At 67.7% G+C, this 22,617-nt stretch carries 18 protein-coding genes and 2 tRNA genes; 19 read left to right on the top strand and 1 reads right to left on the bottom strand.

Features of this window, described 5'->3' with window-relative positions:
• Positions 1-37: 37 nt before the first annotated feature.
• Positions 38-1,243, bottom strand: coding sequence for a cystathionine gamma-synthase (locus ACOQPP_RS07565; RefSeq protein WP_419164766.1), 1,206 nt, complete (start codon positions 1,241-1,243; stop codon positions 38-40).
• Positions 1,244-1,499: 256 nt separating this feature from the next.
• Between ACOQPP_RS07565 and glmM the strand changes: the two genes are divergently transcribed.
• The 19 genes from glmM to rpsG all read left to right on the top strand — a co-directional run bounded on the left by glmM (position 1,500) and on the right by rpsG (position 22,591).
• The gene (gene glmM, locus ACOQPP_RS07560; protein ID WP_419164767.1) at positions 1,500-2,876 is read left to right on the top strand and encodes a phosphoglucosamine mutase; all 1,377 of its coding nucleotides are present in this window, start codon (positions 1,500-1,502) and stop codon (positions 2,874-2,876) included.
• 7 nt (positions 2,877-2,883) lie between these two features.
• Entirely contained in the window at positions 2,884-4,740 is a 1,857-nt protein-coding gene (gene glmS, locus ACOQPP_RS07555) for a glutamine--fructose-6-phosphate transaminase (isomerizing) (RefSeq protein WP_419164768.1), read from the top strand.
• A gap of 98 nt (positions 4,741-4,838) precedes the next feature.
• The gene (locus ACOQPP_RS07550) at positions 4,839-5,309 is read left to right on the top strand and encodes a YkvA family protein (protein WP_419164769.1); all 471 of its coding nucleotides are present in this window, start codon (positions 4,839-4,841) and stop codon (positions 5,307-5,309) included.
• A 28-nt stretch (positions 5,310-5,337) separates the two neighbouring features.
• A complete protein-coding gene (locus ACOQPP_RS07545) occupies positions 5,338-5,976 on the top strand; it encodes a hypothetical protein (protein WP_419164770.1) in 639 nt (212 codons plus the stop codon).
• Entirely contained in the window at positions 5,973-7,448 is a 1,476-nt protein-coding gene (cysS, locus tag ACOQPP_RS07540; protein WP_419164771.1) for a cysteine--tRNA ligase, read from the top strand. Before ACOQPP_RS07545 ends, cysS begins: the two co-directional genes overlap by 4 nt.
• An 86-nt stretch (positions 7,449-7,534) precedes the next feature.
• A tRNA-Thr gene (locus ACOQPP_RS07535) sits at positions 7,535-7,607 on the top strand.
• A gap of 55 nt (positions 7,608-7,662) precedes the next feature.
• Positions 7,663-7,745: transfer RNA gene (locus tag ACOQPP_RS07530), tRNA-Tyr, on the top strand.
• 129 nt (positions 7,746-7,874) lie between these two features.
• Positions 7,875-9,068, top strand: coding sequence for an elongation factor Tu (tuf, locus tag ACOQPP_RS07525; protein ID WP_419164772.1), 1,194 nt, complete (start codon positions 7,875-7,877; stop codon positions 9,066-9,068).
• An 84-nt stretch (positions 9,069-9,152) separates the two neighbouring features.
• Complete coding sequence (gene rpmG / locus ACOQPP_RS07520) at positions 9,153-9,302, top strand: 50S ribosomal protein L33 (protein WP_419164773.1); 150 nt, start codon at positions 9,153-9,155, stop codon at positions 9,300-9,302.
• A 10-nt stretch (positions 9,303-9,312) separates the two neighbouring features.
• The gene (secE, locus tag ACOQPP_RS07515) at positions 9,313-9,519 is read left to right on the top strand and encodes a preprotein translocase subunit SecE (protein WP_419164774.1); all 207 of its coding nucleotides are present in this window, start codon (positions 9,313-9,315) and stop codon (positions 9,517-9,519) included.
• Positions 9,512-10,093, top strand: coding sequence for a transcription termination/antitermination protein NusG (nusG, locus tag ACOQPP_RS07510; protein ID WP_419164775.1), 582 nt, complete (start codon positions 9,512-9,514; stop codon positions 10,091-10,093). The genes secE and nusG overlap by 8 nt, the downstream gene beginning before the upstream one ends.
• 48 nt (positions 10,094-10,141) lie before the next feature.
• The gene (gene rplK, locus ACOQPP_RS07505; protein WP_419164776.1) at positions 10,142-10,573 is read left to right on the top strand and encodes a 50S ribosomal protein L11; all 432 of its coding nucleotides are present in this window, start codon (positions 10,142-10,144) and stop codon (positions 10,571-10,573) included.
• A 19-nt stretch (positions 10,574-10,592) separates the two neighbouring features.
• Complete coding sequence (rplA, locus tag ACOQPP_RS07500; protein ID WP_419164777.1) at positions 10,593-11,282, top strand: 50S ribosomal protein L1; 690 nt, start codon at positions 10,593-10,595, stop codon at positions 11,280-11,282.
• 17 nt (positions 11,283-11,299) lie between these two features.
• A complete protein-coding gene (rplJ, locus tag ACOQPP_RS07495; protein ID WP_420636188.1) occupies positions 11,300-11,824 on the top strand; it encodes a 50S ribosomal protein L10 in 525 nt (174 codons plus the stop codon).
• Between the two features lie 69 nt (positions 11,825-11,893).
• A complete protein-coding gene (gene rplL / locus ACOQPP_RS07490) occupies positions 11,894-12,268 on the top strand; it encodes a 50S ribosomal protein L7/L12 (protein WP_419164779.1) in 375 nt (124 codons plus the stop codon).
• Between the two features lie 245 nt (positions 12,269-12,513).
• The gene (rpoB, locus tag ACOQPP_RS07485; protein WP_419164851.1) at positions 12,514-17,052 is read left to right on the top strand and encodes a DNA-directed RNA polymerase subunit beta; all 4,539 of its coding nucleotides are present in this window, start codon (positions 12,514-12,516) and stop codon (positions 17,050-17,052) included.
• Positions 17,053-17,132: 80 nt separating this feature from the next.
• Positions 17,133-21,380 (top strand): DNA-directed RNA polymerase subunit beta', encoded by a 4,248-nt coding sequence (rpoC, locus tag ACOQPP_RS07480; RefSeq protein WP_419164780.1) that lies wholly within the window; start codon positions 17,133-17,135, stop codon positions 21,378-21,380.
• Positions 21,381-21,590: 210 nt separating this feature from the next.
• The gene (gene rpsL, locus ACOQPP_RS07475) at positions 21,591-21,962 is read left to right on the top strand and encodes a 30S ribosomal protein S12 (protein WP_419164781.1); all 372 of its coding nucleotides are present in this window, start codon (positions 21,591-21,593) and stop codon (positions 21,960-21,962) included.
• Between the two features lie 158 nt (positions 21,963-22,120).
• Positions 22,121-22,591 (top strand): 30S ribosomal protein S7, encoded by a 471-nt coding sequence (gene rpsG / locus ACOQPP_RS07470; RefSeq protein ID WP_419164782.1) that lies wholly within the window; start codon positions 22,121-22,123, stop codon positions 22,589-22,591.
• The last annotated feature ends 26 nt before the right edge of the window (positions 22,592-22,617 follow it).

Here is a 22,617-nt window from a genome sequence, read left to right as displayed (position 1 = left end):
CGCCCTCGCGCCGGGCCCGCCGTCAGCGCCCCCGCTCCTACGTCAGGCCCCCGTCGCCTGTTTCAGGCATCCGGACGCCCGCTCGGAGGGCGGCGAGCGCCTGCGTGATGTCGTCCACGAGGTCGTCGCCGTCCTCCACCCCCACCGAGAGCCGCACGAGTCCCGGACCGAGTCCGATCTCCTTCTTCTTCTCCTCCGGCACCGAAGCGTGGGTCATGGACGAGGGGATCGAGACGAGACTCTCGACGCCGCCGAGGCTCTCCGCGAGCTGGAAGAGCCGGGTCGAGGCGGCGAAGCGGTTCGCCCGTTCCTCCGAACCGAGATCGAAGCTCACCATCGACCCGAAGTCGCGCATCTGACGCTTCGCGAGCTCATGCTGCGGGTGGTCCTCGAGACCCGGGTAACGCACGGATTCGACCTCGGCGTGTCCGCGCAGAAGGTCCACGACGCGTCTCGCGTTCGAACAATGAGCCGGCATGCGGAGGTGCAGCGTCTTGGTGCCGCGCAGGACCAGCCAGCAGTCGAAGGGGCCCGGGACGGCACCGGTCGTCCTCTGCTGAAAACGGAAACCCTCGGCCAGCTCATCCGAATTCGTGAGGAGCGCCCCGCCGATCATGTCGCTGTGGCCGTTGAGGAACTTCGTCGTCGAGTGCATCACGATGTCCGCCCCCTCGTCGAGCGGGCGCTGGAGGAAGGGCGTCGCGAAGGTGTTGTCGACGGAGAGCACGGCCCCCGCGGCGCGCGCGATCCCGGCGCAACCCGCGATGTCCGTGATCGTCATCGTCGGGTTGCTCGGCGTCTCGACGTGGATGAGCCGCGTTTCGGGCCGGATCGCGGCCCGGACCCGGTCGAGGTCGGTCGTGTCCACGAAATCGAAGGCGACCCCGAACCGGACCCACACGTATCGCAGCATGCGGTCGACGCCTCCGTAGACGTCCGCCCCGCAGATGAGGTGGTCGCCGGCGTCGAGCACCGTCTTGATGATGGCTTCCGTGGCGGCCAGGCCCGAGGAGAAGGCGGCGCCGTGCCGGCCGTTCTCGAGCGCGGCGAGGTTGGCCTGCAGCGCGTCCCGGGTGGGGTTGCCGACCCGCGCGTAGTCGTATCCCCCGCGGGGCGAACCGACGGCGTCCTGGACGTAGGTCGACGTCTGGAAGATCGGCGTCATGATCGCGCCGGTCGTCGGGTCGGGTCGCTGCCCGGCGTGCACGGCGCGCGTCCCGAAGCGCTGGGCGGCTGGGTCCACGTCGTCGTCTCCGGTTCGGGTCGAGGCCTGCGGCGCGCGCAGCGGCGCGTCGCCGGGTTGTCGGGGGGGGAAGGTATTCCCGGAATCCGGGCGGGGCGACCGGAGGCGGCGGTCGGCCTCGCCAAGCCGGGGCGACGCCCGGCTATTACACTACGGCCGTCCAGCTCGCCCGCCGCGCCGAAAGGGGTCGGCCGCCATCGGGCCGCTCCCCGCCGGCCGCATCCCGAAGACCTCGAAAGGGGGGGGTACGCGAAGCGTGTCCAGATCGCTCATGGTCTCCGCCTCCGGCATCCGCGGCATCGTCGGACGGGGGCTCACGCCGGCGATCGTCGCCCGCTACGGCGCCGCCTTCGCCGCGCACGTCGCCGCGGGCAGGCCCGGCCGCGGGGTCGTTCTCATCGGACGCGACAGCCGGGTCTCCGGACCCGCCCTGCTCGACGCGGCGTCCGCCGGCGTACGGGCCGTGGGGTTCGACGTCCACGACCTGGGCATCGTCTCGACGCCCACGGGCCTCCTGGCGGTGGGAGGAGACGAGGACGCGGCCGGCGGACTCCTCGTCACCGCCTCGCACAACCCGGCGGAGTGGAACGGACTCAAGCTCGTGTCCCGCGAAGGACGGTTTGTGTCACCGGCCGCCGGGCGGGACATCCAGCGCCGCTTCGAGGGGGAGATCGCGTACGCGGGTCCGATGGAGATCGGGACCCGGACCGCGCGCGAAGGGGCGATCGCCGCCCATGTCGCGGCGATCCTCGCGCTCCCGCTCCTCGATCCCGCGCGCATCGCGGCGCGCGGCTTCCACGTCGCGCTCGATTGTGTCCGCGGGGCCGGCGGGCTGATCCTTCCGCCGCTCCTCGAACGGCTGGGCTGTCGCGTCAGCGGCCTCGATCTCGAAGCGGACGGTCGGTTCACACGGCCTCCCGAACCGGTGCCCGAGAACCTCGGGCGGCTCTCGGAACTGGTCACGGCGACGGGGGCGGATGTGGGGTTCGCGGTGGACCCCGACGTGGACCGGCTCGCCCTCGTCGATGAGAGCGGCCGGCCCGTGGGGGAGGACTGGACGCTGGCGCTGGCGGTCGAACTCGTGGCGGCGCGCGAGCCGGGGCCGGTCGTGACGAACCTCTCCTCGAGTCGCTCCGTGCAGGATGCCGCCGAGCGGGTCGGCGCCCCGTTCCACCGCACGCCGGTGGCGGAGGCCAACGTCGTCGCCCGCATGCTCGAGGTCGACGCGAGCATCGGCGGTGAGGGCAACGGCGGCGTGATCTATCCCGGGCTGCACCTCACACGTGACGCGCCGCTCGCCGCCGCCCTGATCCTGCAGTTCCTGGCGGAAAGCGGGTCCTCACTCGGCCGTCTGATCGACGAGCGGTCCTCGTACCGGATCGTCAAGCGAAAGGTCTCGCGAGAGGGCCTGGGGGTCGATGAGGCGCTCGCGTCGATCGCGGCGGCGGCGGGGCCGGAGAGCGGCAGGGACCTTCAGGACGGGATCCGGCTCGACTGGCCGGACGGGTCGTGGGTGCACGCGAGGCCGTCGGGGACGGAGCCGGTCTTCAGGATCATGGCGGAGGCCGCGGACGAGACGCTGGCGAACGCCCGCGCGGACTGGGTCGAACGCCTCGTGCGCGGCGCCGGCTGAGCGGCCGATGTGCGGCATCGTCGGATACGCGGGTCAGGGGGAGGCGCCGCCGGTTCTGCTGAGCGGGCTGCGCCGCCTCGAATATCGCGGATACGATTCCGCGGGCCTCGCCGTCGATGGTCCGTCGGGGCTCGAAGTGCGCAAGTCCGCCGGGCGGATCGACAACCTCGCGGCCCTTCTCGAACGGCGGCCGGTCCGCGGGACGACCGGCATCGCGCATACGAGATGGGCGACGCACGGCGCCCCCACCCGGAACAACGCCCACCCGCACACGGACTGTGAGGGCCAACTCGCGCTCGTCCACAACGGGGTGATCGAAAACTGCGATATCCTCCGGACCAAGCTCACCGAGATCGGACACCGGTTCGCGACGGACACGGACACGGAGGTGCTCGCCCACCTCATCGAGGAAGCGTTCGAAGGGAACCTCGAGCGGGCCGTGGCCGCCGCGCTGACGCAGGCGGAGGGTACGCTGGGGATCGCCGTCATGAGCAACGCCGACCCCGCCAAGATCGTGGTCGCGCGCCGCTCGGCGCCCCTGCTGCTCGGGATCGGCGAGGATGGCGACGGCGCGACGTGGGTGGCTTCCGATGTCGCCGCTATCCTCGGGCACACGAGACAGGTCGTCTATCTGGACGACGATGAGATCGCCGTGCTCACGCCGGCCGGATACGAGACGATCGAACTCGGGGCGGAGCGCCGTCGGGTCGGCCGGGAACCCATCCGGAAGGAGATCAGTCACATCGACTGGGACCTCGAACGGATCGAGCGGGCGGGATACCCGCACTTCATGCTCAGGGAGATCCACGAACAGCCCAACACCCTGCGCGATGCGACCCGCGGCCGGCTGCTCGAGGAAGAAGGCACGGCACGTCTCGGTGGGCTGGATGAACTGGAACCGCAGATCTCGCGCGCCGGGCGCATCATCCTCACCGGCTGCGGGACCAGTTGGCACGCGGCGCTCGTGGGCGAGTACCTCATCGAGGCCCTCGCCCGCGTCCCCGTGGAGGTCGAGTACGCCTCGGAGTTCCGCTACCGCAAGCCGGTCCTGGCCGCGGACACGCTGGTGGGCGGGATCTCCCAGTCGGGGGAGACGGCGGACACGCTGGCGGCGGTGCGCGAGGCCAGGCGGCGTGGCGGCGTGGCGTTCGGGATCGTGAACGTCGTGGGGTCGACGATCGCGCGGGAGACGGACGCGGGCGTCTACCTGCACGCGGGACCGGAGATCGGCGTCGCCTCCACCAAGGCCTTCGTGGCGCAGATCACCGCCCTCGCCCTCTTCGCCCTCATGGTCGCGAGGCGGCGCGGGATGGACCGCGAGGCCGGGCGCCGGTTCGTCCGGGCGATCCGGGGGCTCCCGGCCCTCCTCGAAGAGGTGCTCGAGAGCGAGACGCGCATCCGCCGCGTGGCGGAGGAATTCGGGGATGCCCGGAACTTCCTCTATCTGGGGCGGGGCCCGAATTTCCCGATCGCCCTCGAGGGCGCGCTGAAGCTGAAGGAGATCTCCTACATCCACGCCGAGGGGTATCCGGCCGCGGAGATGAAACACGGGCCGATCGCGCTCATCGACGACGAGATGCCCGTCGTCTTCATCGCCCCCCGGGACTCGGTCTACCCGAAGGTCCTCCTCAACATCGAAGAGGTGAAGACCCGCGGCGGGCGCGTGATCGCCCTCACCACGCGCGGGGACGAGGGTCTCGCCGCGAAGGTGGACCACCTGATCCGGGTGCCGAAGACGCTCCCACTCCTCCAGCCGATCGTCAACGCGGTGCCGCTCCAGCTGCTCGCCTACCACATCGCCGTCCTTCGGGGGTGCGACGTGGACCGGCCGAGGAACCTCGCCAAGACCGTCACGGTTGAATAGCCGGCCGCCCCACCGATAGTTTGTCCGGGCGGCGCGGGCCTGCCGGTGAGCGGGCCGCGTCTCACGCCGAGGAATCCACGGGAGCGGGAGCGGAAGGGATGCGGAGTGCGTACCTCCAGGGGCTGACGGAGCAGGTGGCCAAGTACGCGGGCACCCTGCGTGACGTGGTCATCCTCGCCCCCGTCTACGGGATGCTGATGTTCACCCTCATGAAGGATCCGCGCCTGGGCCGGCAGCAGCGCCTCCTGGTGGACGCGGCCATCGCCTACCTCGTGAGTCCCGATGACGTGATCCCGGAGGATGAGGTGGGGCCCTACGGCTTTCTGGATGACGTGTTTTGCTGCGCCTACGTGGCGCACCGGATCGGAGAGGAACTTGGCTGGGATGTGGTGGAGGAGCATTGGACGGGCGAACGCTCGGCGCTCGAGGTCTCGAACCATCTGCTCGCCCGCGAGCGGGAACTGCTCGGCGGGGCGGGCGACGACGTTCTCGAGTTCGCGGGGCTCCTCGAGCGGCGGCCGGACTCCGATGCGGAACGCGGGCCACTCGGACTCACTCCGGTCGGCTAGCCGCTCCGCTCGCGGGAGAGCCGCGTTCGTGCTCCTGGTCGGGCTGTCGGCCGGCATCGCCGCCGCCACGCCGGCCGAGGCCCAGTACCGTCTGACGGCCCCTTCCGGCGCGGTGGTCGAGTTCGAAGCGGACCGTCTCCTTCGCTTCCGCGACCGCTCCGACTCCCTGATGACCGACCTCGTGGAAGATCCCCTCGTCCTCTACTACCGGTCCTTCGGGCGTGATCTCGACGAGTCCGAGGCGCGGGATGCCTGGCCGTGGAACGCGGCCGAGGTCGTGACCGACTCGCTCGCGGCACTCGTGATGCCGGGCAACCTGCGTGAAGCCGGCCGCGCGTACGAGAGCTACGTCGTCCTCCGGATGCACGCGGTGCGCCAGGACCCGGACGTGCCCTGCGAAACGCTCCTCGGGCGGGAGATCGATGCCCTCGACGGCTTCATCGACGGGTGGATCGTGACGAGGCTGCTCTTCGGCGGGCCCGCGTACGAGCCGCTCGATGAACTGGTGTTCGCGCGCGAGGCCGAAGTTCTCGGCGGCCTGATCCTCGACCGGTCGAACCGTCAGCTGGGCGGGTGCCTCGCCGTCGTTCGTCAGCGACGCGAGGACGAGATCGCCGCCTACCGATCCTGGCGGGCGGAGAACTACCTCCCGCCCCGCGGTCGATGAGTCTTCGGCTGCACGACTCCCTCACGCGGAGACTCCGCCCCTTCGAAACGGTCGAACCCGGCCGGGTCCGGATGTACACGTGCGGGCCGACGGTCTACGACCGCGCGCACATCGGGAATTTCCGCGCGTTCACCTGGGAGGACCTCCTCCGGCGCCACCTCCGGTTCAAGGGGTACGAGGTCGAACAGGTCATGAACCTGACCGATGTCGACGACCGCACGATCGGCGCGGCCCGGGCGCGCGGCGTCTCGCTGGCGGAGGTGACCGATCCGGTCATCGAGATGTTCCTCGAGGACTGGCGCACGCTCGGGCTCGAGGATCCGGAACACGTCCCCCGCGCGACGCGACACGTACCCGGGATGATCCGGCTCATCGAGGCGCTCTCCGACTGCGGGCTCACCTACGAGAGCGAGGGTTCCGTCTACTTTGCGATCGGGCGTTTCCCCGGATACGGGCGGCTGGCCGGCATCGACGCCGCCGAAGTGGCGACCGCGGGCCGCGCGTCGGGCGACGAGGAATACGACAAGGACGACCCCAGGGACTTCGTCCTCTGGAAGGGCGGGGACCGGGGGGGCGAGGGCGCGGTGGCGGCGTGGGAATCGCCGTGGGGGACCGGCCGGCCGGGCTGGCACCTCGAGTGCTCGGCGATGGCCATGCACTACCTGGGCGAGACGCTGGACATCCACGCGGGCGGCGTCGACAACCTGTTCCCGCACCACACGAACGAGATCGCGCAATCCGAAGGGGCCACGGGGAAGACGTTCTCGAAGTTCTGGCTGCACGCCGAGCACCTCCTGGTGGAGGGGCGGAAGATGTCGAAGTCGCTCGGCAACTGCTTCACGATCCCGGAACTGACCGCGCGTGGACACGCGCCCTCGGCCATCCGGTATCTCCTCCTGAGCGGACACTACCGGACGCAGCTGAACTTCACCTTCGAGGGCCTCGAGGCGTCGGCAAAGGCCGTGACCCGACTGCACGAATTCCGACGACGCCTGCGCGCGGCGATCGAGGCCGGGGTCGGACGGGGCGACGGACCGGCGGACCTCGGCACGCTCGCGGGGCGGAGCCGCGACGCCTTCGAGGCCGCGATGGACGACGATCTGAGCGTGAGCGAAGCCCTCTCCGCCGTGTTCGGGCTCGTTCGGGAGGCGAACCAGACGCTCGACGTCTGCCGTCCCCACGCCCCGTCGGGGGCCGAGGCCGTCCTGGCCGCGATCGACGCCTTCGACCGCGTGTTCGGCGTGCTGGCGCTCCGCGACCTCGAGTCCACGGGGGCCGACGAAGGACTCGTGGAATGGGCCAGGGCCCGCGTCGGCGACCGCGAGCGTGCCCGCGCGAACCGGGAGTTCGCCCGGGCCGACGCGATCCGGACGGAGCTGGAGGCGCGCGGCGTGGTGGTGGAGGATCTGGCGGACCTCACCCGTCTCCGCGTGGGGTCGCATACCGTCCTCGTGCCGCGGGTTCCGCGATAGCGGCCGCCGCCGGGAATGCCGGCTCTCGATGCTTGACGATCGGGCCGGAGGGTCCGTATGTTAGCAAACTGTTCCGTGGACGGGTCGCTGGCGTAGCTCAACCGGTAGAGCGTCGGATTTGTAATCCGGAGGTTGTGGGTTCGAGTCCCACCGCCAGCTCGGTCGAGTTCGGACGAACAGCCACCCCGAAGCGATCGGGTGTACGGCGCCGGTGGGTGGGGTACCGAAGCGGCCAAACGGGGCAGACTGTAAATCTGCTGGCTTATGCCTTCGGAGGTTCGAATCCTCCCCCCACCATTCTTGTCGAGCAACTGACGAAACAAAGGGCGTAGCCCGCTTGGGGCCGGGGATCGCGCGCGTCGGGCAGACGCGCAAGAGGCGAAACCCGCGCAGGGCGAAACCCCACCGTGAGGAGAAACAGGGGCGATGGCGAAGGAAAGGTTCGAGCGGACGAAGCCGCACGTGAACGTGGGCACGATCGGACACGTGGACCACGGGAAGACGACGCTGACGGCGGCGATCACGCAGGTACAGGCGACGAAGGGATACGGGGAGTACGTGGCGTTCGACCAGATCGACAAGGCTCCGGAGGAACGGGAGCGCGGGATCACGATCGCGACGGCGCACGTGGAATACGAGTCGGAGGGCCGGCACTACGCGCACGTGGACTGTCCGGGGCACGCGGACTACGTGAAGAACATGATCACGGGCGCGGCGCAGATGGACGGGGCGATCGTGGTGGTGTCGGCGGCGGACGGTCCGATGCCCCAGACGCGGGAGCACATTCTGCTGGCCCGGCAGGTGAACGTGCCGTACATCGTGGTGTTTTTGAACAAGGTGGACCAGGTCGACGACGAGGAGTTGCTGGACCTGGTGGAGCTGGAGGTCCGCGAGCTGCTGAGCGAGTACGAGTTTCCGGGCGACGACGTGCCGGTGATCCGGGGCTCGGCGCTGCGGGCGCTGGAGAGCGGGGATCCGGAGGCGGAGGAGACGGCGTGCGTCGCGGAGTTGATGGAGGCGCTGGACACGTACATCCCGGTGCCGGAGCGGGCGACGGACAAGCCGTTCCTGATGCCGGTGGAGGACGTGTTCACGATCACGGGCCGGGGGACGGTGGTGACGGGCCGGATCGAGCGCGGGGTGGTGAAGACGGGCGAGGGCGTGGAGCTGGTGGGGCTGGGCTCCGAGAAGAAGACGGTGGTGACGGGCGTGGAGATGTTCCGCAAGATCCTGGACGAGGGCCGGGCGGGGGACAACGCGGGCCTGCTGCTGCGGGGCGTGGCGAAGACGGAGGTGGAGCGCGGGATGGTGATCGCGCACCCCCGGTCGATCACGCCGCACCGGAAGTTCAGCGCGGAGGTGTACGTGCTGACGAAGAACGAGGGGGGCCGTCACACGCCGTTCTTCAACGGATACCGGCCGCAGTTCTACTTTCGGACGACGGACGTGACGGGCTCGGCGGAGCTTCCGGAGGGGGTGGAGATGGTGATGCCGGGCGACAACGTGAACATGGCGGTGGAGCTGATCGCGCCGATCGCGATGGAGGAGAACCTGCGCTTCGCGATCCGCGAGGGCGGACGGACGGTGGGTGCCGGCGTCGTCACCGCGATCCACGACTAGCCCGACGCCCCGGCCGGGGCGCGGACCATTCACGCCGCCCGGCCGCTCGTCGGAGTTCGGCCACGATCTTCGGGAGACGCATAAATGAGGGTTCGGATCACGCTCGAATGCACGCAGTGCAAAGAGCGAAACTACACGACGACGAAGAATCGGCGGACGCACCCGCAGCGGGCCGAGCGGAAGAAGTACTGTCGGCGCTGTAACGGCCACACCACGCACAAAGAAACGCGGTAGAGAGATTCGATTGGCCGGGATCGTCAGGAGAACCCAGGAGTTCGCGGAGCAGGTGCAGGTCGAGATGCGTCGCGTCACGTGGCCCGACAGGGATCAGCTGCGCGGCGCGACGATCGGCATCCTGATCTTCGTCATGATCATGGCGGTCATCATCGGCGCCATGGACTCCGTGTTCGCTGCGTTCGTTCGTTTCGTCGTCGGAGCCTTCAGTGGCTGAGCGAACGGGCGCGGAGGCCGGGACGACGGACGCTCCGAACGACGATCTGCGGTGGTACGCGCTGCAGACCTACTCCGGCCACGAGCGGAAGGTGATGACCCTCCTGGAGCAGAAGATCCAGGAGTACGATGGAGAACCGCCGATTCGGGATGTGATCGTCCCGACCCAGGAAGTAGTCGAGATCAAGGGCGGCAAGCGCGTCAAGTCGACGAAGCGGCTTTACCCGGGATACGTGCTCATCCAGATGCTGCTGGATCAGAACACGATGTACGTCGTGAACAACGTCCCCGGCGTGATCAAGTTCGTGGGCAGCGGGAAGGCGCCGCAGCCCCTCAAGACCGAGGAAATGAACAAGATCCTCGGCATCGCGGACGAACTCGAACAGGCGGGCCCGGAAGCGGAGATCCCGTTCCGGCCGGGACAGGTCGTCGAGGTGATGGAGGGACCGTTCAGCGATTTCAGCGGAACGGTGGAGGAAGTGTTTGCGGAGAAGGGAAAGGTGCGCGTGCAGGTGAGCCTGTTCGGGCGCCCCACATCGGTCGAACTGGACTACACGCAGCTGCAGGGCTTCTGAATGCCCCGCGCAGCACACGGCCGGCAACCCATCGACACGGACGGCTAGATGCCGCCTAGGAAACAGGCCACGGGATTCATCAAGCTGCAGATTCCGGGTGGGCAGGCGAACCCCGCTCCGCCCGTCGGTCCGGCGTTGGGCCAGCACGGCCTCAACATCATGGACTTCTGCAAGGCGTTCAACGCGCAGACGCAGCAGGACGCGGGCACGATCATCCCGGTCGAGATCACGATCTACAAGGACCGGACGTTCAGCTTCATCACCAAGACGCCACCGGCGGCGGAGCTGCTCAAGAACGAACTGGGTCTCGATTCGGGCTCGGCGGAGCCCAACCGCGACAAGGTGGGGACGGTCACGGGTGATCAGCTGCGCAAGATCGCCCGGATCAAGATGAAGGATCTGAACGCGGCCGACGAGGAAGCCGCGATGCGGATGATCGAGGGCACCGCGCGATCCATGGGGATCGAGCGCGCAGACTGATCGGGAGAAATCGGGGAAGATGCCGAAACGCGGCAAGAAATACCGCTCCGCGGCCGCGACCGCTCCGCGGAACGGTTCGCTCGCGCCTCGCGAAGCGCTGGAACGCGTCCGGACGATGGCGTTCGCGAACTTCGACGAGACAGTGGAGGCCGCGGTGCGTCTGGGAGTGGACCCTCGCAGGGCCGACCAGATCGTGCGGGGCACCGTCATCCTGCCGGCCGGCACGGGACGTCCCGTCCGCGTACTGGCGCTCGTCCCGGCGGATCGGGAGGAGGAGGCCCGGGCGGCCGGAGCGGACTACGTGGGCACGGACTACATCGCCCGGATCCAGGATGGGTGGCTCGACTTCGATGTCGCGATCGCGACGCCGGACCTCATGAAGAACGTGGCCCGGCTCGGTCGCATACTCGGTCCCCGCGGCCTCATGCCGACACCCAAGGCGGGCACGGTCACGATGGACGTGGGGCGCGCCATCCGGGAATCGAAGGCCGGCAAGATCGAGTTCCGGGTGGACCGCACGGGCAACGTCCACGCGCCGATCGGCAAGGTGAGCTTCGAAATCGACCAGTTGGCCGGGAACTTCGAGGCTCTCATGGACGAGATCGTGCGCTTGAGACCGGCCGCGGCGAAGGGGCGATACGTGAGGAGCGTCACCGTGGCGAGCACCATGGGCCTCGGTGTTTCCGTAGACGAAGACATCTATCGGTAGATCGAACCGGCATATCGATGAGACTCGAAGAAAAGCAGCGCGTCACCCGCGAACTGAGCCAACAGCTCGAGGCGAACGGGACGATCTACCTGACCGACTTCACGGGATTGAACGTGAAGGCGGTCACGGAGTTCAGGGCCCGGCTCCGGGAGCAGGGGCTGACCTACCGGGTCGTCAAGAACACGCTCATGAAACGGGCGCTCGAGAATGTGGACCTTCCGGACCTGAGTCCGCACCTGGAGGGCCCCACGGGGCTCGTGCTCAGCGAATTCGACCCCGTCGTTCCGGCCAGGATCCTCAAGGAGTTCGCGAAGGCGCACGAGGATCGGCCGGTGGTGAAGGTAGGCGTCATCGACAGGGTGGAGGCGACGCCGGAGGATGTCGGACGATTGGCCGATATCCCGCCGCGCGAGGTGCTGCTGGGCGGCATCGCCGGTGGGCTGACGGCGAGTGTGGGCGGCATCGCCGGTGCACTGGGGGCGCTCATCCGCGACATCGCGGACATGATCGAACAGGTCGCGAAGAAGAACCAGGCCGCTTGAGGCGGGGGCGCGCCCGCGACGTGCGGGCGCGCGGAATGCGTGCATAAAGGATCGAGGGAACGGTAGAACATGTCCAAAATCGAAGACCTTCTGCAGCAGATCGGCTCGCTGACGGTGCTCGAAGCCGCCGAGTTGAAAGACAAGATGGAAGAGACCTTCGGGGTCACGGCCGCCGCACCGGTCGCCATCGCCGTCGGGCCCGGCGGCGACGGTGGCGCCGCCGAAGAGGAGAAGACGGAATTCGACGTCATGCTCACGGCGGTGGGCGACAAGAAGATCCAGGTGATCAAGGTCGTCCGCGAGGTTACGAGCCTCGGACTCAAGGAGGCGAAGGCCGTCGTCGACAACGCCCCCGGACCCGTCAAGGAAGGCGTGTCCAAGGAGGAGGCGGAAGAGATCAAGTCCAAGCTCGAAGCGCAGGGCGCCACGGCGGATCTCAAGTAGTCACGCTGGCAGAGCGTGGCGGGATCCGGCACCGAACTCCATGCCTCGGACCGCGGCTTGACCGCGGTCGGGGCCGCGGTGTCGCGGTCCGACCCCTCACGGTGCATGAACCGGAGCGCCCGCTCGTCGGCGGCCCCGGCTTCTGCGCATCTCCGATGTAAACGAGCGGTTCCCGGGGGAGGTACGATTTGACGGCAAACGGCAGACCCGCAGTCTCGTTCGCCAAGCTCGACCGTCCGATATACATGCCGCATTTCCTGGACGTGCAGCGAGTGGCCTTCGAGCGTCTGTTGCAGACGAAAGAGAGCGAGGATGACCGGAGGGACCTGGGTCTCGAACGGGTCTTCCGCGAGATCTTCCCGATCACGGACGTGAACGACAACTTCTCGCTCGAATTCGTGAGCTACGCTCTCGGAGAGCCGAAGTACGTCGTGGAAGAGTGCATCGAGCGCGACATGACGTACTCGGCGCCCCTGAAGGCGCAGCTCCGGCTCGTCATCTTCGAGACCGTGGGGAGGGACGGCGAGAAGCGTCCCGGCAGCATCCTCGAGAAGGAAGTCTACCTGGGCGACCTTCCGCTGCTCACGGAGCAGGGCACGTTCGTCGTGAACGGCGCCGAGCGCGTCATCGTGAGCCAGCTGCACCGTTCCCCGGGGGTCGTGTTCGAGGAGACCGTGCATCCCAACGGGACGCGCCTCTACTCGTCCCGCATCATTCCGTTCCGCGGTTCGTGGGTCGAGTTCACGCTCGACATCCACGACGTGATCCACGTCCACATCGACAAGAAGAAGAAGTTCCCGGCCACGGCGCTGCTCCGGGCGCTGGGCTACGGACGGAGCGTCGACATCCTGGACTTGTTCTACAGGCGCCGGGTCGTGCAGATCGAAGCCGACGAGGAAGAGGGGGCGGCGCGCCGCGAGTTCACGGGCACGCTGGTCGCCCGGAGTATCCCGAATGCGGATTTCGGGGAAGAGCCGACGTCCCTGAGACTCGACGAACTCGAGCCGGATTCGGAACAGCCTCGCTGGCTGGCGGAAGATCTCCCCGCTCCGGCGGAGGGGGGGGCGATCGGGGCCGCCGGCGACCGGATCGCCGATGAACTCGTGAACCGCGCCTCCGAGGCGGGGATCGAGAGTGTCGCCACGTTCGAGGACGACGAGGCGTTCATCGTTCGGCGCGGCGAAACGCTGACCGAGGAAGCGATCGAGCGCCTCGCGCGTGCCGGCGTCTCCGAGGTCGAGGTTTACTCGAGCGCCACCTTCGTGGCCCTGCGCGGGACGTACGAGGACCTCGCCATGCGGCGCGACTGGAGTTCGAGTCCGCAGCTCGCCGCGGCTGTGGCCGACAGGGACACGGGCGAGGTGCTTGCCGAGGAGGGTGTCCCGTTCGATACGCGGCTCTTTGCGGAACTGAAGGCGGGCGGCGTGCGCGAGGCGCTCGTCTTCACCGGTGGCCCGCGCGGGGAGTCGCCGCTCCTCCGGAACACCCTGGCCAAGGATCCGACTTCGAGCGAGGCAGCCGCGCTGCACTCCATCTACTCGCTGGTCCGGCCCGGCGAAGCGCCGAATCTGGCGACGGCCCGGGGGGCGCTCGACCGGCTCTTCTTCAACCCCAAGCGATACGATCTGGGGCGGGTCGGGCGGCACAAGGTCAATCACCGCCTGAAGGACGTGTACCGGCTGGTGGGCCTCGAGGCGCCGAAGGACGACCTCGTGGTACTGGACCCCTCGGACTTCGTCGCGATCATCCGCTACCTCATCGAGTTGCACGAGGGCCGCGGCTACACCGACGACATCGATCATCTCGGGAACCGGCGCGTACGCTCGATCGGAGAGCTGATCGCCAACCAGTTCTCCGTCGGACTGTCGCGCATGGCGCGTCTGGTACGCGAGCGCATGTCGATCAACAGCGATCCCGACAAGATCTCGATCGACGATCTCGTCAACGCGCGAACGGTGAGCGCCGTCATTCAGGCCTTCTTCGGCAGCTCGCAGCTCAGCCAGTTCATGGACCAGACGAACCCGCTGGCGGAGCTCACGCACAAGCGCCGCCTGAGCGCGCTCGGGCCCGGCGGCCTGACCCGGGAGCGCGCGGGGTTCGAGGTGCGCGACGTACACTACTCTCACTACGGCCGGATGTGTCCGATCGAGACCCCGGAGGGGCCGAACATCGGGCTCATCACCTCCGTGACCACCTACGCCCGCCTGAACGAGCTGGGTTTCCTGGAGACCCCGTATCGCCGGGTCATCGACGAGACGGTGTCGACCGAGGACCTCGTCTGGCTCTCGGCCAGCGAGGAAGAGGAGTACGCCGTCGCCCAGGCAAATGCGGAGCTGAATCCCGATGGGACCTTCAAACGGTCCCTCGTCCTCTGCCGGCGCCGCGACGACTATCCGCTCCTGCCGCCGGAAGAGATCGACTTCATGGACGTCGCGCCCGATCAGCTCGTCGCGGTGTCGCCCGCGCTGATCCCGTTCCTCGAGCACGACGACGCGAACCGGGCCCTGATGGGGTCCAACATGCAGCGGCAGGCGGTCCCGCTCCTCTTCCCCGAACGTCCGCTCGTCGGGACGGGGCTGGAGAGCAAGGTGGCGAAGGACTCCGGGGCGGTCGTGCTGGCGCGCCGCGCCGGTGTCGTTACGGGGGTCACGGCGGACGAGATCGAGATCGATACCGGCAGGCCGCGCCAGGCGGCCGGCGAGATTCCGCTCGCCCGTCTCACGCAGTACGACAGCTACCGGCTGCGGAAGTTCTGGCGCACGAACCAGGACACGGCCATCAACCAGCGGCCCATCGTTCGCCTCGGCGACACGGTCGAGGCCGGGGACGTGATCGCCGACGGAGCGGGCACCGACGGAGGGTCGCTCGCCCTTGGCCGCAACGCCCTGGTCGCCTTCATGCCCTGGTTCGGACACAACTTCGAGGACGCGATCGTGATCAGCGAGAGGCTGGTCAAGGATGACGTCTACACATCGGTCCACATCCAGGAACTCGAACTCCACGTGCGGGACACGAAGCGCGGGATGGAGGAGATCACGCGCGAGATCCCGAACGTGGCCGAGGAAGCGCTCGTCGACCTCGACGACCGGGGCATCGTGCGCATCGGCGCGGCGGTCCGGTCCGGGGACATCCTCGTCGGGAAGATCACGCCGAAGGGGGAGACGGAACTCTCGCCCGAGGAGAAGCTGCTCACCGCGATCTTCGGCGAAAAGGCGAAGGATGTGAAGGACAGCTCGCTGCGCGTGCCCCCCGGCGTCGAAGGCACCGTGATCGACGTCAAGATCTTCTCGCGCCGGATCGACGACCCGCTGCTCGAGCGGGAGCACGGGGAGCGGATCGCGGAACTCCGCGAGACCGAACGGGAGGAGATCTCTCGCGTCATCGATGCCCGCGACGAGGAACTCGCGGAACTGCTCGATGGAGAAACGGTGGTCCTGTGTCTCCGCCGCGGCGCCATCGAGCCCTGCTTCGCCGAGGGCGCGAAGCTGAACATCGAGGCGCTCCGCGACATCGATTTCGGAGAGGTCGACCTCGGCACGCTCAAGGTGGAGGACGACAAGTCGAACGACCTCGTCCGTCGCGTCGTGGCGGAGGCCAGGGCCCGCGTCGAGCGGATCCGGGAGCGGACCGAGGACGGTATCGACAAGATCTTCCAGCCCGACGAATTGTCGCCGGGCGTCGTCCAGCTCGTGAAGGTCTATCTCGCCGAGAGGCGGAAGATCTCGGTCGGGGACAAGATGGCCGGCCGTCACGGGAACAAGGGCATCATCGCCCGGGTGGTGCCGGAGGAGGACATGCCCGTCCTGCCCGACGGCCAGTCGGTCGAGATCGTGCTCAACCCGCTCGGCGTGCCGAGCCGGATGAACGTCGGCCAGATCCTCGAGACCACTCTGGGGTGGGCAGCCGAGGCGCTCGGGTTCGAGGCGAATACGCCCGTATTCCAGGGGGCGACCGAACACGAGATCGGAGCGCTGCTGAAGATCGGGGGCGCGCACTGGGCGGCCCGGACCCTCGGTGCGCGGGTGGCCCGGCCCGACCTCCCGTACCAGACGATCCAGAAGATCGTGAACGAGATCCAGGCCTGGGAAGGTGACGATCACGGGTCGAGTGACGCCGCCGGCCTGGGTAGGGAGCTGGACGCCTATCTGACGGGGAAGGGCGAACTGGCGAAATACCTCAAGAGCCTGGCCAGGTTCGTCCTCCACGCGGTGCGCGATGTATCGGGGGGGACCACAGCGGCCAAACTGGAAGCCGCGGGCTGGCCGAAGACCGCCGCTCTCTCGGGCCGCCGCAAGGTGACCGAGGGTCTGGACGCGGCGGTCGTGGAGTTGATGGAGCGCGCAGGACTGCGCCCCACCGGCAAGATGCGGCTCCGCGACGGGCGCACGGGCGAGGAGTTCGTGGCGGACATCGCCGTGGGCGAGATCTACATGATGAAGCTCTCGCACCTCGTCGACGACAAGATCCACGCGAGGTCCATCGGTCCGTACAGCCTCGTCACGCAGCAGCCGCTCGCCGGGAAGGCGCAGTTCGGGGGACAGCGTTTCGGCGAGATGGAGGTATGGGCGCTCGAGGCGTACGGGGCCGCGCATACGCTGCAGGAGATGCTGACGGTGAAATCGGACGACGTCACCGGGCGGAGCCGGGTGTACGAGGCGATCGTCAAGGGTGACAACCTGCCCAAGCCCGGAGTTCCCGAGAGCTTCAACGTGCTCGTCAAGGAGCTTCAGGCGCTGGGGCTGAGCGTGACGCTGGGGAGCGACGAGTCCGACCCGCTCTTCTAGCCGTCAGGCGTTCGACGAGGGGCGGCGGGCGGATCGGCCGGGCGCGAGCCCGGATCCGGAACGAACCAAGAGGGTGACAGATGATCGATTTTCCGCGACAGCGCAGCAGCGGCACGGCCGAGTTCGACTGGATCCAGATCAAGCTCGCAGCCCCCGAGGAGATCCGCTCCTGGAGCCATGGTGAGGTCACGAAACCCGAGACCATCAACTATCGCTCGTTCAAGCCGGAGCGCGACGGTCTCTTCTGTGAGCGGATCTTCGGGCCGGTCAAGGACTGGGAGTGTCACTGCGGGAAGTTCAAGCGGATCCGGTACCGCGGCCACATCTGCGACAAGTGCGGGGTGGAGGTCACGCTCTCCAAGGTCCGCCGCGAGCGGATGGGCCATATCGAACTCGCGGTGCCCGTGGCGCACATCTGGTTCTTCAAGACGCTCCCGTCGCAGATGGGCTATCTGCTCGGGATGAAGCTGAGGGACCTCGAGAAGGTCATCTACTACGCGGCGTACGTGATCACCGAACCCGGCCGGCAGGACGTCGAGTTCAAGCAGGTGATCGAGGAGGACGAGTACTGGGATCTGACGGACAAGGCGCGCGAGGAAAGGGACACGGAGTTCCGGGCGGAGATCGGCGCCGAAGGGGTCCGCACCCTGCTGGGCCAGCTCGATATCGACGAACTCGCCGAACAGCTGCGCTACGAGGTCGTGCACGAGACCTCGAAGCATCGCAAGAAGAAGAAGCTGAAGCGCCTCAAGGTCATCGACGCGATCCGCAACAGCGACGAGGAGGTCTCGAAGCGCAACAGCCCGGAGCACATGATCATGGACGTGATCCCGGTGATTCCGCCGGACCTCCGTCCTCTCGTCCCGCTCGATGGCGGCCGGTTCGCGACCTCCGACCTCAACGACCTGTACCGACGCGTCATCAACCGGAACAATCGGCTCAAGAAGCTGCTCGAGATGCGCGCGCCGGAAGTGATCCTGCGCAACGAGAAGCGCATGCTCCAGGAGGCGGTGGACGCGCTGTTCGACAACGGGCGGCGCGGGAAGGCGATTCGCGGGCGCGGCAAGCGGCCGCTCAAGTCGCTGTCGGACATGCTCAAGGGGAAGCAGGGGCGCTTCAGGCAGAACCTGCTCGGCAAGCGCGTCGACTATTCGGGTCGCTCGGTGATCGTCGTCGGCCCCGAGTTGAAGCTGCACCAGTGCGGGCTGCCGAAGAAAATGGCGGTCGAACTGTTCAAGCCGTTCATCGTCCACGAGCTCGAGCGGCGTCTCCACGCCGAGACGGTGAAGCGCGCCAAGAAGCTCGTCGAGCTGGACGACCCGACGGTCTACGAAGTCCTCGAGGACATCATCAAGGACCACCCGGTACTCCTGAACCGGGCACCGACGCTGCACAGGCTGGGGATCCAGGCCTTCGAACCCGTCCTCGTCGAAGGGAAGGCGATCCGCATCCATCCGCTCGTGTGTGCCGCGTTCAACGCGGACTTCGACGGCGACCAGATGGCGGTGCACCTCCCGCTGTCGTTCGAATCGCAGCTCGAAGCGCGAGTCCTCATGCTGTCGAGCAACAACATCCTGAAGCCGTCGAGCGGTCGGCCGATCGCGTCTCCGTCGCAGGACATGGTCCTGGGCTGCTACTACATGACGAAGGTGCGGCCGGACTTCGAGGCGCAGCAGAGCCGCACCGATCTTCCGCACTTCGCGGACGCGGCGCAGGTCGAACTCGCACTGGAAACCGGATATCTGCGATCGGCCGCGGGGACGCCGGACTATCACATGCCGATCCGGCTCCTCGTGGAGGAGAAGACCGACGACGGACAGAACGAGAAGAAGTGGATCGTGACCAGCGTCGGACGGGCTCTCTTCAACGCGATCCTTCCGGACCGGGTGCCGTACGTGAACGAGACGCTCGGCAAGGGTGCGCTGGGAGACCTCGTCTTCCAGTCGTTCCGGCTGGCTGGCCTCGAGGAGACCACGACCTTCCTGGATGAACTCAAGGAGTTCGGGTTCACGTACGCCACCCGGGCCGGCGTCTCGATCGGGCTCGACGACATGGAGATCCCGACGGAGAAGCAGGAGATCCTCGGGGAGGCGCAGGAGGACGTGAATCGCTTCACGAAGGCGTACCACCGAGGCGTGATTTCCTTCGGCGAGCGATACAACAAGGTCATCGACGCCTGGACCCACGCCAACAACGATGTGGCCGACGCCATGGTGGGGGGGCTGAAGAGCTCGAGAGAGGGATTCAATCCCATCTACATGATGTTCGATTCCGGCGCGCGGGGTTCGCGCGATCAGATCCGACAGCTGGCGGGGATGCGCGGGCTCATGGCGAAGCCCCAGAAGAAGCTGACGGGCGGAATCGGAGAGATCATCGAGAGCCCGATCCGCTCGAACTTCCGGGAGGGCCTCAGCGTACTCGAGTACTTCATCTCGACCCACGGGGCCCGCAAGGGACTCGCGGACACCGCGCTCAAGACGGCCGATGCCGGCTACCTGACGCGGCGGCTCGTGGATGTGGCGCAGGACGTCACGATCATCGAGGAGGACTGCAATACGATCCTCGGGCTGGACGTCACGGCTCTGAAGGAGGGCGAAGACATCATCCAGCCGCTGTCGGATCGCGTGGCGGGCAACATCGCGGCCGAAGCCGTGATCGATCCCATCGACGACGAGGTCATCGTCGAGTCGGGCGAAATGATCACGGAGGCGCGGGCCCGGGCCATAGACGAGAGCGGGGTACAGCAGGTACGGATTCGCTCGGTCCTCACCTGCGAGTCGCGGCGGGGCATCTGCCAGCAGTGCTACGGCCGCAACCTGGCGACGATGGGGCCTGTCGACCTGGGGGAGGCGGTCGGGATCCTGGCCGCGCAGTCGATCGGCGAGCCCGGCACGCAGCTCACGCTGCGGACTTTCCATATCGGAGGGACGGCGGCCCGGATCGCGGCGCAGACGCAGCGTCGCTCGAAGCTCGAGGGCATGGTCGCCTTCGAGCGCGTCACGACCGTGGAGGACCCCTCGGGCGATACGATCGTCACGAGCCGCGAGGGTGAACTGCTCATGAAGACCGCGGATGATCGCATCCTCTCGCGTCTCGCGGTCCCGTATGGCGCGACGCTCATAGTTGAAGACGGCGTGGAGGTGTCGCACGGCGATCTGCTCTTCGGCTGGGACCCCTACTCCGAGCCGATCGTGGCCGACAAGAAGGGCCGCATCCGCTTCACCGACATCGTGCCGGAGGAGACGGTGCGCGAGGAGCTCGACGAGGCGACCGGCCGGCGCCAGCAGGTCATCATCGAGGACCGCGAAAAGAAGCTCCACCCGGTCCTCGACATCGTCGATGGGAAAGGTCGGAAGCTCCGCGAGTTCATCGTCCCGGTCGGCGCGCAGCTCCTGGTGCAGAACCGCCAGGCGATCAGCGCGGGCCAGGTCCTCGCCAAGATCAGCCGGGAAGCGTACAAGACCCGTGATATCACGGGAGGCCTGCCCCGGGTCGCCGAACTGTTCGAGGCCCGGAGGCCCAAGGACCCGGCGACGATTACGGAGGTCGACGGCCGCGTCTCGTTCGGCGGGATCAAGCGCGGGAAGCGCGAGATCATCGTCACGATGGACGGCGACGAGGAGATGGTGTACCAGATCCCGGTCGGGAAGCACCTGCGCGTGCACGAAGGGGACCTCGTACGCGCCGGAGACCGGCTCTCCGAGGGACCCGTGAACCCGCACGACATCCTCCGGGTGAGGGGACCGCGCGCCGTCCAGGAGTACCTGTTGAACGAGATCCAGGAGGTCTACCGGCTGCAGGGGGTGCGGATCAACGACAAGCACATCGCGGTCATCGTGCGCCAGATGCTGCAGAAGGTCCGCATCACCGACCCGGGAGCGACGGAGTTCCTGGAGGGCGAGCACGTCGATCGCATGGAGTTCCGCGACGCCGCGCGCCGGGAGCTCGGGAGCGGGAGCAAGCCGCCCCGGGCCGAGCCCATTCTCCTCGGGATCACGAAGTCGAGCCTGACGACGGAATCGTTCATCAGCGCGGCCTCGTTCCAGGAGACGACGCGCGTCCTCACGGACGCCGCGGTACGGGGGGCGAAGGACCAGCTGCGGGGACTGAAGGAGAACATCATCATTGGGCATCTCGTCCCGGCCGGGACGGGGACGCACCGTTTCTCCGACATAGAGTTCCTGATCGACGACTCGCTCAAGGCGCAGATCGATTCCATGCGCCGCCGGGTACTGCCCGAGGAAGCGCCCCGGAGCCTCTTCTCCGATCTTCGGGACCAGGCGGAGGAGGAGACGGCCCCGGAGGAGAGTGCGCTGCTGACCACCTGATCCGCGCCTCCGGCCGGCCGCTCTCGAAACGGCCCAAAGCCGCTTGACACCGGCACGTAGCGTCACTACTCTCCGTGTTCTGTCGACCGGCCGGTCGGCAGTCGCCGCGGGGGCGGTTTTGATCCGCCCCCGATTTTTTTCTCCCCAACGGCCGGGCCCTTGTTCGGTGATCGGCGCACCGGTGCGGCCGGAGGGAGCGATGGAGCGGGAATGCCGACCATCAATCAGTTGGTCCGCAAGGGCCGCCGAAAGGTTGAGAAGAAGAGCAAGGCACCCGCGCTGGAGGGGAATCCCCAGAGGCGCGGCGTCTGCACGCGCGTGTACACCACGACGCCGAAGAAGCCCAACTCGGCTTTGCGCAAGGTCGCGCGCGTGCGGCTCACGAACGGCTATGAGGTGACGGCCTACATCGGGGGAGAAGGGCACAATCTCCAGGAGCACAGCATCGTGCTGATTCGGGGTGGACGAGTGAAGGATCTCCCGGGTGTCCGATACCACATCATCCGGGGAACGCTCGACGCTTCCGGTGTGGACGACAGGAACCAGGGCCGGTCGAAATACGGTTCGAAGAAGAGGAAATAGTTCGGGGTCCTCCCCGGAGATTCGAGCGGGCCGGACGATCCGTCGTCCGGAGCGGTTCACCCGCGGGTGAAACAGGGCCCGGCCTCGGAGTCCGTGGCCGGGCCTTGGCGCATGTACGAGTTCTCCGGGTGGACCGGAGACGCACACGGCGGGACGAGATGCCACGACGAAACCGTGCTGAACAGCGTGAGGTGACCCCGGACTCCCGGTACGGGAGCACCGAAGTCACGAAGTTCATCAACATGCTGATGCTGGACGGGAAGAAGTCGCTCGCGGAGCGAATCTTCTACGACGCGATGCGGACCGTCGAGATGAAGACGGGACAGCCCGCGATGAACGTGTTCCGGCAGGCGCTGCAGCACGTGAAGCCGATCCTCGAGGTGCGGAGCCGCCGGGTGGGCGGCGCGACGTACCAGGTGCCCATGGAGGTGTCGTATCGGCGGCGGGACTCGCTCGCGCGCCGATGGCTCGTCCAGCACGCGCGCGGGCGCTCCGGCAAGACGATGGCGCAGCGTCTCGCGGGCGAGTTTCTTGAGGCCGCGCGGGGTGACGGAGGGGCGGTGAGGAAGAAGGAGGATGTCCACCGGATGGCCGACGCGAACAAGGCGTTCGCGCACTACCGGTGGTAGGGCGGCGTTTCCGGATGAACGCGGCC

It is taken from the genome of Candidatus Palauibacter sp., assembly GCF_965222475.1.
In the GTDB taxonomy this organism is placed as follows: domain Bacteria; phylum Gemmatimonadota; class Gemmatimonadetes; order Palauibacterales; family Palauibacteraceae; genus Palauibacter.
The sequence above is the reverse complement of the archived record's forward strand: the minus strand, read 5'-3'. Positions and strand labels throughout refer to the sequence as shown.

Coding starts and splice junctions, on each gene's coding strand:
- rpoC (WP_419164780.1), top strand. CDS start 17,133: ATGATCGATTTTCCGCGACAGCGCAGCAGCGGCACGGCCGAGTTCGAC.
- rplL (WP_419164779.1), top strand. CDS start 11,894: ATGTCCAAAATCGAAGACCTTCTGCAGCAGATCGGCTCGCTGACGGTG.
- ACOQPP_RS07550 (WP_419164769.1), top strand. CDS start 4,839: ATGCGGAGTGCGTACCTCCAGGGGCTGACGGAGCAGGTGGCCAAGTAC.
- rplA (WP_419164777.1), top strand. CDS start 10,593: ATGCCGAAACGCGGCAAGAAATACCGCTCCGCGGCCGCGACCGCTCCG.
- rplK (WP_419164776.1), top strand. CDS start 10,142: ATGCCGCCTAGGAAACAGGCCACGGGATTCATCAAGCTGCAGATTCCG.
- glmS (WP_419164768.1), top strand. CDS start 2,884: ATGTGCGGCATCGTCGGATACGCGGGTCAGGGGGAGGCGCCGCCGGTT.
- cysS (WP_419164771.1), top strand. CDS start 5,973: ATGAGTCTTCGGCTGCACGACTCCCTCACGCGGAGACTCCGCCCCTTC.
- rplJ (WP_420636188.1), top strand. CDS start 11,300: ATGAGACTCGAAGAAAAGCAGCGCGTCACCCGCGAACTGAGCCAACAG.
- rpsL (WP_419164781.1), top strand. CDS start 21,591: ATGCCGACCATCAATCAGTTGGTCCGCAAGGGCCGCCGAAAGGTTGAG.
- rpmG (WP_419164773.1), top strand. CDS start 9,153: ATGAGGGTTCGGATCACGCTCGAATGCACGCAGTGCAAAGAGCGAAAC.
- tuf (WP_419164772.1), top strand. CDS start 7,875: ATGGCGAAGGAAAGGTTCGAGCGGACGAAGCCGCACGTGAACGTGGGC.
- rpsG (WP_419164782.1), top strand. CDS start 22,121: ATGCCACGACGAAACCGTGCTGAACAGCGTGAGGTGACCCCGGACTCC.
- rpoB (WP_419164851.1), top strand. CDS start 12,514: ATGCCGCATTTCCTGGACGTGCAGCGAGTGGCCTTCGAGCGTCTGTTG.